Annotated in this window: 9 protein-coding genes and 1 pseudogene; 7 read left to right on the top strand and 3 right to left on the bottom strand. The window is 69.3% G+C overall.

Annotated elements, in window-relative coordinates; translation table 11 throughout:
• The 7 genes and pseudogenes from AC1DVT_RS12625 to AC1DVT_RS12595 form a co-directional block, all read left to right on the top strand.
• A pseudogene (locus AC1DVT_RS12625) lies at nt 1-217 on the top strand (glucose-6-phosphate dehydrogenase); the annotation flags it as partial.
• Nucleotides 218-407: 190 nt separating this feature from the next.
• Nucleotides 408-2,468 carry a glycosyl hydrolase family 28-related protein gene (locus tag AC1DVT_RS12620; protein WP_477389374.1) on the top strand — a complete coding sequence of 687 codons (2,061 nt, stop codon included), beginning with the start codon at nt 408-410 and terminating at the stop codon, nt 2,466-2,468.
• Between the two features lie 138 nt (nt 2,469-2,606).
• A complete protein-coding gene (locus AC1DVT_RS12615; RefSeq protein ID WP_477389372.1) occupies nt 2,607-2,975 on the top strand; it encodes a response regulator in 369 nt (122 codons plus the stop codon).
• Nucleotides 2,972-4,537, top strand: a complete 1,566-nt coding sequence (locus tag AC1DVT_RS12610) for a sensor histidine kinase (protein WP_477389370.1) — start codon at nt 2,972-2,974, stop codon at nt 4,535-4,537. The genes AC1DVT_RS12615 and AC1DVT_RS12610 overlap by 4 nt, the downstream gene beginning before the upstream one ends.
• Entirely contained in the window at nt 4,534-6,309 is a 1,776-nt protein-coding gene (locus AC1DVT_RS12605; protein ID WP_477389368.1) for a histidine kinase, read from the top strand. Before AC1DVT_RS12610 ends, AC1DVT_RS12605 begins: the two co-directional genes overlap by 4 nt.
• Entirely contained in the window at nt 6,300-6,944 is a 645-nt protein-coding gene (locus AC1DVT_RS12600; RefSeq protein WP_477389366.1) for a response regulator transcription factor, read from the top strand. The genes AC1DVT_RS12605 and AC1DVT_RS12600 overlap by 10 nt, the downstream gene beginning before the upstream one ends.
• 260 nt (nt 6,945-7,204) lie before the next feature.
• Nucleotides 7,205-8,608, top strand: a complete 1,404-nt coding sequence (locus AC1DVT_RS12595; protein WP_477389364.1) for a hypothetical protein — start codon at nt 7,205-7,207, stop codon at nt 8,606-8,608.
• 64 nt (nt 8,609-8,672) lie between these two features.
• On the opposite strand, the gene AC1DVT_RS12590 is transcribed toward AC1DVT_RS12595, so the two are convergent.
• The 3 genes from AC1DVT_RS12590 to AC1DVT_RS12580 form a co-directional block, all read right to left on the bottom strand.
• Complete coding sequence (locus tag AC1DVT_RS12590) at nt 8,673-9,566, bottom strand: alpha/beta fold hydrolase (RefSeq protein WP_477389362.1); 894 nt, start codon at nt 9,564-9,566, stop codon at nt 8,673-8,675.
• Nucleotides 9,563-10,222, bottom strand: a complete 660-nt coding sequence (locus AC1DVT_RS12585) for a PadR family transcriptional regulator (protein ID WP_477389360.1) — start codon at nt 10,220-10,222, stop codon at nt 9,563-9,565. The genes AC1DVT_RS12590 and AC1DVT_RS12585 overlap by 4 nt, the downstream gene beginning before the upstream one ends.
• 178 nt (nt 10,223-10,400) lie before the next feature.
• Entirely contained in the window at nt 10,401-11,531 is a 1,131-nt protein-coding gene (locus tag AC1DVT_RS12580; RefSeq protein ID WP_477389358.1) for a PQQ-dependent sugar dehydrogenase, read from the bottom strand.
• Nucleotides 11,532-12,018: the final 487 nt, after the last annotated feature.

Genomic DNA, 12,018 nt, shown 5'->3' with positions numbered 1-12,018 from the left:
CCCGAAGGTCGTGCAATCCGTCGCGCCCGTCCTGCCGGCAGCGAAGACGAGCGCTCGCCGCCCGGCAGCGCGCCCCGCAGGCTCGAGCGAACGGCAGGCGCCGGCAGTGCGTCGCAGCCCGGTGACCGACGAGGCGCCGCGCGCGATGTGCCCCAACTGCTTCATCGAGGTCTCCGCCCTCGGTCTCTGCGGAGTGTGCGGCGAGACGGTCGCCTGACCCACGGTCATCCTCGCTGTCTGATCGGCGGACCTCAGCGCGCAAGAGTTGCGAACGCCTGCGGTTGCTATGCAAGAAATTGACAAGATCTCGTCAATTCACGACAGGGCATTGAACTTTCCCGTGAGACGCGCCTAGATTGGGCCGCGAGCGGGCAATGCCGCCCGTCCCCTTCGTTTGAAGCGAGTCGATGATGACACGTCCCCGCACGCTGCTCGCGGCTGTTGCCGCGGCATCCCTCACTCTCGGCGTCCTCGCCGCGGCTTCGCCCGCCTTCGCGGTCAAGCCGAGTGCCCCGCCACCCGTCGTCACACGCGCGGGCCTGGATCCGGCCCTGGTCGCCGGCCGCGGCGCGGAGGTGCCCTTCCTCGAGCAGGAGGCCGAGAACGCGTCGACCACCGGCACCATCATCGGCCCGAGCCGCGACGCCTACACCCAGGCCGCCGAGGCATCCGGCCGCAAGGCCGTGCAGCTCACGCCGGGTCAGTACGTCGAGTTCACGCTTCCCGCGGACGCCAACGCGATCACGGTGCGCTACAGCATTCCGGATGCCGCGAACGGGGGTGGCACGACGGCACCGCTGCTGGTGACTGCGGGCAACAAGAAGAGCACCCTCACGATGACCTCGCAGTACGCCTACCTCTACAACCAGTACCCGTTCAGCAACGATCCGAACGCCGGCCTGCTGCACCCGGACTGGTGGATCACCGAATGCGGGTGCGTGCCGCAGGTCGAGCAGCCTGGATTCGTACCGGACAAGCCGTTCCGTCCGATGAAGTTCTACGACGAGCAGCGGCTGCTGCTGGGCAAGACGTACCACTCCGGTGAGACCGTCCGGCTGACCGCACCCGCTGACGTGCCCTGGACGGTGATCGACCTGATCGACACCGAACTGGTGGGTAGGCCGTACGTCAAGGACGGAGCCGTGAACGTGAACCGGTTCGGGGCCGACCCCACCGGCCGCAAGGACTCGGCTCCGGCCATCGAGAAGGCGATCGCGTTCGCCCAGCAGAAGGGCGCCACCGTCTACGTGCCGGCAGGCACCTTCCGCGTGGACCGCCACATCATCGTCGACGACATCACGATCGAGGGCGCCGGCAGCTGGTACACGACCTTCAAGGGCACCGAGGTCGCGCTGTCCAGCCCGACGCCCGACGGCTCGTGGCACACCGGCGTCGGCTTCTACGGAAAGGATGCCGCGACCGGCGGCAGTCGCAACGTGCACCTGTCCGGCTTCGCGATCGAGGGCGACGTGCGCGAGCGCATCGACACAGACCAGGTCAACGGCATCGGCGGCGCGTTCAGCGACTCGAGCTTCAGCGGTCTGCACATCCAGCACACCAAGGTCGGCATCTGGCTCGACGGTCCGATGAGCAATGTGACGATCGAGGGGAACGTCATCGTCGATCAGATCGCCGACGGCGTGAACTTGCACATCGGCGTCACCGACTCGACCGTGCGGGGCAACTTCCTCCGCAACACCGGCGACGACGCGCTCGCGGCGTGGGCCGAGGCCAAGCCCGGCCTGCCGACCAACGCCCGCAACGTGTTCGACCACAACACCGTGCAGACCCCCACGCTGGCCAACGGCATCGCGATCTACGGCGGCACCGACACGACGGTGTCGAACAACCTGGTCGCGGACACGATCCGCGAGGGCAGCGCCCTGCACGCCGGCTCGCGGTTCGGGGCGAATCCGTTCGCCGGCTCGCTGACGTTCTCGAACAACACCACGGTCCGCGCCGGCACGTTCGAGTTGAACTGGCACATCGGCCTCGGTTCGATCTGGTTCTACGTGCTCGATCAGTCCATCGACGCGAATATCCAGGTCGTCGGAGACCACTACCTCGACAGCACCTACAACGCGATCATGCTCGTGGCGGACTGGCCGGTGAAGGACCTGTACTCCCTGACGGGACTGCACTTCAAGGACATCCAGGTCGACGGCGCCGGGACCTCGGTGGTCAGCGCCCGCGTCGCCGGCGATGCGACGTTCGAGAACGTGGACGCCCGCAACATCGGATGGGCAGGCGTGAACAACTGCGGCACGTTCACGTGGGACTGGGTGAACGGATCGACCTTCTCGTACCAGAACCTGGGCGGCAATGACGGGGCGACGCTGCTCACTCCGTGGAACGACGGCCCGGCCAACTGGCTGAGCCGATACCAGCCGAACATCATCTCCTGCAACGACCAGCCGCCGGTCGTGGCACCCCCGGCGCCGTCCACGTGGGTGCAGCCGGTCGGCTGACCGGTCGGATTCGATTGGGACGGATGCCGGATCCCGCGCTGCGGCGCGGGGTCCGGCATCCGTGATTCTGGGTGTCCGCCCGCCGTACCGAGGGTCTGCCCTGATGCCGGCGCGACGCTGCTGTGCCACGATCAACGCATGACGCGCAGCGTGCTCATCGTCGACGATCACGATGAGTTCCGTGCGGCCGCGCGGGCAGTGCTCGAACTCGACGGATTCGTCGTCGTCGGCGAGGCCGCGGACGGGGCCGAGGCGGTCGTCGAGTGCGAGCGGCTACATCCGGATGTCGTGCTGCTCGACGTGCTGCTTCCCGGTGAAGACGGGTTCGAGATCGCTCGCCGGCTCGTCGTCGATGGCGGTCCTGCCGTGGTGCTCACGTCCACCCGGGATGCCTCCGCCTACACCCGCCGCCTCGCAGCGACACCCGCCCGAGGATTCGTGCCGAAGCAGAACCTGTCAGGTGAGGCGGTCACGCGGATCCTCGACGGTGAGCCGGTGAATCCGTGACGCGAACGGCGATCGCCCAGGTGATCGCCGCGGTTCTCGTGCTCGCCGGACTGTGGTGGACCGCCGGAGCGGGCGAGGCTGGGCGGGCGGAGGCGGATACCCTGACGGGACTCCTGCTCGTGGTTCTCGCTGTCGCGGCGGCTCTGCGACCTCGGCACCGAGGTGCCGCGGTGGTCGCGGCGATCGCGGCGCTGCTGTGGTTCGCCGGGCCTTCGCTGCCGGTGGGGCAGTTTCTGCACCGGGGAGCGCTCGCGTATCTCGTGCTCGCCTATCCCGGAGCGCGCCTGCGGTCGTGGTGGACGATCGCGGTGGTCGCGGCCGTCTCGGCCGTCAGCCTCGTGCCCGCATTCGTGGCCGAGCCTGCGACCACGGTGATCCTCGGGATCGCGTTGGTCGTGGCGGCCTTCTTGCGACTGCGGCGAACCGCACGCATCGCGCGCAGGCCGGTAGCCGCGGCACTCGCCGCCGCGATCGCCCTCGCGACGGCGTGGGCGCTGCCGGTCTTCCTGCGCCCGACCGATGCGCCCGCCGGGCTCGCGCTCTCGGTGTACCTCCTCGGCACCGCGTACGTCGCTCTCCTGCTGCTGATCGATGTCGCCTTCGACCGTTCCCCCGAGGAGGCTCTCATCGGTGTGGTGATCGATCTCGGCGGTGTGACAGACCGTGGCACCCTGCGGGAACGCCTTGCCCGGGTGATCGGCGACCCCGATCTCTGGCTCGCGTATCGCCTCGCCGACGGCCGCTACGTCGATGACGGCGGTCGTGCCGTCGTCCCCGAGAACGCGGCGCCCGACCGGGTCGTCACGACGGTCGAGGCCAACGGCGCGCCGATCGCCGTGCTGGTGCACGACCGCGCGATCCGGGTGGACCCTGCGATCATGCCCCAGATCGCCGCTGCGGCATCGCTCGCGCTGCGCAATGTCGAGCTGCACGCTGACGTGCGCGCACGCGCTGCCGATGTGCAGGAGTCGAGTGACCGCCTGCTGATCGCCGAGAACGAGGCCAGGCAGCGCTTGAGCCACGATCTCGAAGCGGGCCCCCGGCGAAGGCTCCGGAGAGTCGCAGACCTGCTCGGGGGGATCGGTCTTGATGACGGGCTGGACGATGCTGCCGCCCGCGCAGACGACGCCCTCCGTCGCTTCGGCCGCGGGCTGCAGCCTGCCGCTTCGGACGATGACCTCGGGGTGTCGCTGACGAGGCTGGCAGCGGAGCTGCCGTTCCCTGTCGAAGTGCACACGGACGACGTCGAGCTCTCGCCTGCGCAGCGCGATGCCGTGTGGTTCATCTGCGCCGAGGCGCTCTCGAACGCCACCAAACACGCCGACCCGCAACGGGTGGCGGTGGCTGTCCGTCGAGACGGCGACGATTTGGTCGTGACCGTCCGCGACGACGGCCGTGGCGGCGCATCGATGGGTGGGGGGAGCGGCCTGCGCGGGCTGCGGGAACGAGCCGAGGCACTGCACGGCGGGCTGGAGGTGCGCAGTCCGCACAGTGGCGGAACCGAGGTGCGCGCGTGGCTGCCCGTGAACTCATCGCTGCTCGCAGCGACGGAAGCGGGGTGACCGCCGTGAGGGGGGTCGCAGGCGCCACTCGGCATCGCACGGCGCGCCGTGTCGGGGGAGTGGCCCTCGTTGCGGGGGCGGTCGCGGGGTGCGTGATGATGTGGATCATCGTCGATCACGGCGGCGCCTTCGCACTCGCGCGAGGCACGTTCGCCGTGGCGGTCGAGGTCGGTGCCGCAGTGGCGCTCATCGTCGCCGGAGTGATCGCGCTCGTGCGCAGGCGGCCGTTCGCCTTGCTCGTCCTTGGAGTCGGGGCGGCGTGGACCATGCGGGAGTGGGCGAACCCGGCCGCCCCGAATGCGCTGGTATTCACACTGGGATTGCTGCTCGGCACGATCTGGCTTCCCCTGACCGGCTGGCTCGCACTCGCGTATTCGCGCGGGCTCCCGGAGCGAGGCCGAGATCGGGTGGCTGTCGCCCTCGCCGTGGCAGCGGTACTGGCGCCCGCGTTCTTGCGCGCGGTGACTCTCGACCCGCAGAGCAGTGGATGCCTCGCGTGTCCCGCGAATCTCGCCCTGATCGTCGATTCACCTTCGGTCGCGCGGTCGGCGGGTGACGCCGGGGCAGTTCTCGGACTGACCTCGTCGCTTATGCTCATCGGCTTCCTTGCCGACCGATTCCTGCGCGCGAGTCCGGCCGATCGCCTGCTGATCTCCCTCGTTGCCGGCACTTCCGCCATCTCCATCGGTCTCGCCGCGATCGGATTCGCCGCGATCGCCTCGATGGGGCTCGCCGCCGCCCCGGTGAGCCGGACCCTGAGCGGTGGGGTCGCGGTGGCGCTCATCGGGGTCGCGGTGGCCGTCTCGTGGGAGATCGTCCGCGCGGCAGCCGCTCGTCGCCGATCAGCGCGACTCGTCTCGGATCTCTCCCGCGCACCAGGCCCCGGGCGGCTTCGCGACGCACTTGCCGCGATCACGCACGATGAGTCGCTCGAGATCTCGTATCCGCTCGCCGATCGCGTGGTCGATGCGGTCGGACGTGCAATTCCGGATCCGCGGGCATCCGGTGAGGATCGGATGCGGCGTGCCACCGTCGCGGTCGGTGCGGACGGCGCCGCACTCGCCGTGCTCACCCACCGCCCCGGCCTGCTCGATGATGACGGATTCCGCGACGCCGTCGCCCGCGCGGCGAGCCTGGCTCTCGAGCACGAACGCCTTCAGGCTGAGCTCGCGAGCCGTGTGTCCGATCTGCAGGGGTCGCGCGCTCGGCTCGTCACCTCGTTCGACTCGGAGCGTCGGCGCCTTGAGCGCGACCTCCACGACGGTGCGCAGCAGCAGGTCGTGGCGCTCCTGCTCAAGCTGCGGCTCGCCCTGGCGCGGCATCCGGATCCCGAACTCGTGTGGGCGATCGCAGAAGTGGGCCTGGCCCTCGATGAGCTCCGCGAACTCGCGCACGGTCTGTATCCGGCGGCCCTCGCGGAAGACGGGCTCGGGGCAGCGCTCGAAGTGCTCCGCGAGGGCGCCGACATCCCCATCAGAATCAGTGGGGCTCCGGGCAGGCGCTTGTCATCCGCGGTCGAGACGACCGCCTACGTGGTGGTCGCCGAGACGCTGCGCGCTCGCCGCCTGCGCTCGGCCGTGGTGGATGTGACCGAGGCGGGCGGCGTCCTGTCCGTCACGGTGAGTGGCCCACCGGACGGTCCGGAGGCCTTCGCGGGATTCGGGGACGGCGTCGGAGGACTGGGCGACCGTGTCGGTGCGATCGGCGGCGGCCTTCGAGTGGACGTCGTCGCGGACGCCCTGACCGTGCAGGCGGAGCTGCCATGCGAATAGTGATCGCCGACGACGAGATGCTCCTGCGCGAGGGCGTGGCCCGGTTGCTCATCGACGCCGGAATCGAGGTCGTCGGCACCGCCGGCGATGGTGCGGAACTCGAGCGGCTCGCGGACGCCCACCATCCAGATGTCGCGATCGTCGACATCCGGATGCCTCCGACCTTCACCGACGAGGGACTCCTCGCCACCCGGCGACTCCGGGCCGCCCATCCGGGCATCGGGGTGCTCGTACTCTCGCACTACCTCGACTCCCGCTATGCCGTCGAGCTGCTCGGATCGTTCCCCGGTGGTGCGGGATACCTCCTGAAGGACCGGGTGTCGGATGTGGCTGTGCTCACCGACGCGCTCGCCCGACTCGCCGCGGGGGAGTGCGTCGTCGACCCGACCATCGTCGCGCGCCTGATGAGTCGCCCCACCCGGGAGGAACTCCCGCTCAGCGCTCGCGAACGCGAGGTGCTCGCCCTCATTGCAGAGGGGCGGTCGAACGCCGCAATCTGTGCGGCACTCTTCCTCAGCCCGAAGACGGTGGAGGCCCACGTGAGTCATGTCTTCGCCAAGCTCGAGCTCGACGACTCACCCGAGGACCACCGCCGCGTGCTCGCGACGCTCCGCTATCTCCGGTCCGACCGATGAGGGCAGACCCTCGGTGGCCACCCGCAGAGTCGAGGGAAGGGCCGGATGCCGGGGCCGTCCCGCGATTCATAGCATTGCCAACGATTCGGACTCGCATGAGGCGACCGACACCCGATCGGAGGTTCCCGATGAACACGAGTAGGCACGTCATGCGAGTGGGTGCGGCATCCATCGCTGCCTTCGTCGTCCTGGCATGCGCGGCATGCACGGGAGGCGCGACGGCGCTGGATCGGTCGGGAGGCGAACTGACGCCGACTCCGATGACACTGACGATGGTTGCCGGCGAGGACGGCTGGTTCATGCTGCCGTATGTCGAGCAGGTGGCTGATTTGTCGCACGGCGGCATGCAGGTCGATCTGCTCCCCAGCAACGTGACGGTCGCCAGATTCGGCAGGTCCACCGAGGCGCTCGTCAAGGCTGTCCGCGACGGCGAAGTGCCGCTCGCCCTCGTACCGGCACGTGATCTCCGTCCGCTGGGTGTGACCTCCCTCGACGCGCTCCTGGCCCCCTTCGTCATCGACTCGTTCGCGATGGAAGCAGCCCTGCTTCAGGATGACTCGCTCATCGCGCCGATGCTTCACGACGTCGACGAACTCGGGGTCGAAGGGCTCGGGATCCTTCCGGGGCCGCTCGTGCACCCGTTCGGGGTGAAAGGCCCCCTGCTGTCTGCGGCGGACTTCGAAGGAACGACGATCTCGGCGAGTCGGGGCGAAATCGCCGAGCGCACGCTCGCCCTCCTCGGTGCCGGGTTCATCGTGTGGGAGGAGAACGGGGCCAGGATGGACAACATCAACGGCTCGCTGCTGCCGATGAGCTACGTGACCGGCAATGGGTTCCACGCCTCCGGCCGCTCGGTGACCGCGGACGTGATGATGTGGCCGCGCCCCCTTGTCCTCATCGCCAACCGCGACGCGCTCGCGGCGCTCTCGGCGGAACAGCGCGCCGTACTGACATCCGCCGTCGGCGCGACGGTGCCGGACCTCGTCGGGGACTTTGAATCGGACGATCTCGAGTCCTCTGCCGTCGCCTGCGGCGTGGGGCTCACGCTGCCCGAGGCCGGCGCTGACGGCATCGCCGGATTGCGCGCCGCGGTGCGTCCCCTCGTCGAAGAGATCGGCGCGACCGACATCGGAGCGAAGGTGTTCGCGCGCGTTGAGGAGCTCCGTCCGAGCACCCCACCGCAGCGGCCGCTCGAATGCCTCCCCACGCCGGCGTCCTGGCCGACGGAGGTCTCGACCCGGCTCGACGGTACGTACATCGCCGACACGACCCCGGATGATCTTCGCGCCCAGGGTGTGCGGGAGCTGGACATCATCGAGGAGAACTGGGGTCACTACACGCTTGTCGTGAAGGACGGGCGCTTCGCCTACACGCAGAAGAATGCGCTCGCCTGCACATGGGGGTACGGTGCCTGGCGCATGGACGATGACCTCGTCCGGAATACGTTCGAGGGCGGCGGCGGCATGGCCCCGAACTACGCCCTGAATAAGCCCGGCGAGGACTTCGTGTACCACTGGACAGACTTCGCGGGGACGCTCAAGCTCACGCTGGCGATGGAGGTGGGCCCAGACGACATGGCCTTCACCAGGGTCAGCGACGTCCCCGACGTGACGGCATTGCAGGCGGAGTGCCGCCCGCCGATGGCCGCGTTCCCCGACTCCTGATCAGCTCCACCGAAAGGGTGGACTCCCGCGCAGCGCGGGAGTCCACCCTTTTCGGCCGCGCAGGTCAGGCGGCGCCGGCCTGGGCGACGAGGGCGCCGGCGACCAGGTCGGCCCCGGCATCCGTGAGCAGCAGGCTGTAGTGGTTGAGCTCGGGAGCGCTCACGACGACGAGCTGCGGCATCTCGGCGACGGACTGGGCGACGACCGCATCGCCGAAGAKGGGCGTCGGCTCGTTCATCAGGTTGTGACCGGYACGCACCAGGGTGACCGGGCACGTGATCTCGGAGAGCCGGCGGAGGTCGGTGTTGACGAGCTGGTCGCGTCCGTCCGCGACGACCGCGGCCTCGGACACGACGGAGCGGAACTCCGGTGCCTCACCGGTCAGATCCGCGTCGACGTACGCCTCGATGTACGGATTCCACACGTCGCGGAGCGCGGGGTGCTCGTGCCAGAACGCCCGGTAGGCGTCGCGCGATTCGAAGGTCATGCGCAGGCGCGCGAGGGCGGGGCCGAGGATCGCCGCGACCGCCGCATCCGGATCGGCGAGCAGGGCCTCGGGAACGGCGAGCGGGAGTCCGCCATCGGCGAGGACGAGCCGCTCGACGCGATCCGGGTGCGATACCGCGAGCTGCACGGCGACGTAGCCGCCCATCGACTCGCCGAGCACGATCGCCCTCGGCACGCCGAGGTGATCGAGCAGTGCCACGACATCCGCGGCGTGCGCCGCCATCCCGAACGGTCCAGGCAGCCCCGCGCTTCGTCCGCGTCCGCGCAGATCGGGGGCGACGACGCGGAAGCGGCCGGCGAGCCGGTCGGCGAGCGGCTGCAGCGAGATCGCGGATGCCGTGATGCCATGGATCGCGATGACGACCTCGTCGCCGGTACCCCAGCTGAGTGCGTGCAGGTCGCCGCCGTCGACGGGAACCTGCAGATCCGTCGGAGCGATGCGGCTGATCATGGCGTCTCCTCTTCGGCGGGCGAATCCGCGGCCTTCGCGGCCACACTGGGCGCGAGCATCTCGGCCACCTGGGCAACGTTGTCGGTCGCGGGAGTCACCGTGTCCGGCCAGGACGCGATCTGCTCGAGCGACCAGTCCACCCACTCGATGATGTGGTCGTAGTGGCCGATCATGTAGCGATTGGCGAGCGCGAACAGGTGCTGGCGCTCCGGGAACGTTCCGCCGGTGGATGCGATGTAGGCGGCATGGTCGGCGAACAAGGCGCGCGCGGCGACCGATTGGCGGCGCATGGTCTGCAGGTTGGCGCGGAGATCGTCGATCGATCCTTCGTCGGCGAGCAGCACCCGGATCATGCCCTCGAACTCGAGTGCGGGGGGTCGGGCCTCCGTCGACAGCCAGAGCGCGAGCGCTTCGCGGCCCTCCGTGGTGATCGAGTAGATGGTGCGCGTGCGTCTGCCGGAAGGCTCCGCCCGCGCCGTGACAAGGCCATCCTCGAGCAGCTGCTTCGGCGTGATGTAGCGCTGCCGGGCCGCGCGTGGCCAGAGGTGGTCCACGCCTCGCCCGACCTGCTCCGCGAGCTGGTAGGCCGACCAGTCCCGGGAGGTCAGCAGCCCGAGGGTGAGGTACGCGGAGGTCGTGAGCTGGCGATCGGTCATGGGTGCTCCCCTCAGCTCCACAGACTTCGAGCCTACGTGCGCGGCGCCGAACCCAGTGCCTATACTGAGATCCGGTTACTGCATTGCGCAGTAGTCGGGGGGACCAACGCATGCGTCGCCCGACCAGACAGATGTGGGGATCCCTGGTCGGACGGCGCATGCGTCTTGACTCGGTGGGTCACGATCCGAGCGCCACACGGAGGATGCGGTCGTCCTCCGGCCCCGGAGAGCCGCGGCCGTCGGTGTTGTTCGTCATGAACCACAGATCGCCGTCAGGTCCCGGGGCCACATCGCGGAGCCGCCCGAACTCGTGCACGTAGTAGTCGGTGTGCTGCGAGGGGTCGGCTATCGGGACGGCGCGGAGCACTTCGCCGCGCAGATTCGCGATGAAGATCGTGTCGCCGACGATCGCCATGCCACTCGGGCTCGCGGCATCCGGAGTCCACTGCTGCACCGGATCGATGAAGTCCGCGCCGCCGCCCATGCCCTCGACGACGGGCCAGCCGTAGTTCTCGCCGGGCTCGATGATGTTGAGCTCATCCCAGGTGTCCTGGCCGAACTCGGTCGCGAACATCGTGCCGTCCGCCGCCCACGCGAGTCCCTGCACATTGCGATGGCCGTAGCTCCACACCAGCGAACCGGGGAACGGATTGTCATCCGGGATGCCGCCCTCCGGCGTCAGCCGCAGGATCTTGCCGCCGAGATCGTCGACGTCCTGGGCGCGATCGCCCTGGGCCGCGTCTCCGACGCCGACGTAGAGCATCCCGTCGGGGCCGAACGCGATCCGCCCGCCGTTGTGGTTTCCGGCAACGGGCAGAGAGTCGATGATGACCTCGGGGTCGCCGAGCGCGAACGAGCCGGGCGAGCCCTCCAGGTCGTAGCGCTCGATGCGGTTGTCGGTCGGCGTGCTGAAGTAGACGTACAGCCCGCCGTCGGGCCCCAGCGCGAGCCCGAGGAGCCCGCCTTCACCTCGGCCGTCGGCATCCGCGATCACGCCGACCCGGCGCGCCCCACCGTCGTCCGCGATCTCGACGATGCGCCCCGAGTCTCGCTCGCTCACGAGTGCCGTGCCCTCGGCGAAGACGACCGACCATGGCACCTCCAGTCCCGTCGCGAAGCTCTGCGGCTCGCCCTGCGGAACGACCGCTGCCGCCGCAGGAATCGAGCCGGCCGAGGGGGGAGTCGCCGTGGGTTCGGGCGCGGCCGCGGTGCATCCGGCGGCGGCGAAGACGAGGCCCAGCGCGAGGGCGAGAGTGCCGTGACGTCGATGCGCGCGCGGCGCGATCTCGGCTTTCGAGGAGCGACTCACCTCTCCAGCGTGCGCCATCCCGTCGCCGTGCGCCATCCCGGTGCCGGCGTCGGTGAGCGCTGGCAAGGTGGCGCGAGTGACCGACCGCCTGCGCGCATGCGACCACCTTCTTGGGATGGTCTTGTCCGAGTTCGGGGAGGGCATCCACCCGGCAAATCCCACTCCTATCCGTCGTGCGTGCGATCGGAGGTATGGCGGTGGCGATCGCGGTGTTCTCCCTCATGCGCTCCGCGAGGGCCTAACCTCCGGCCGGGGTTCCGTTATGCATTCGTTACCCTTCTCCGGGTGGAATCAGCTCKAACACTCGTTCGAATGTCGGTGGTCGCTGAGAGCATGTGGCATGGCGTTCTTCTCAGACATCGAGCAGCACATCGAGTTGCTGCGCGACGTGCTGGGCGAAGACACTGCGGCCGACGCTCTCCCGGTGAAGATCACCGAGCTCGACGACGCGACCGTCGTGAGACTGATCGGCGTCGCATCCCAGCTC

Source organism: Microbacterium sp. P2_F9 (assembly GCF_056403635.1).
Note: the sequence above shows the minus strand (reverse complement) of the source record. Positions and strands in the feature narration are given on the sequence as shown.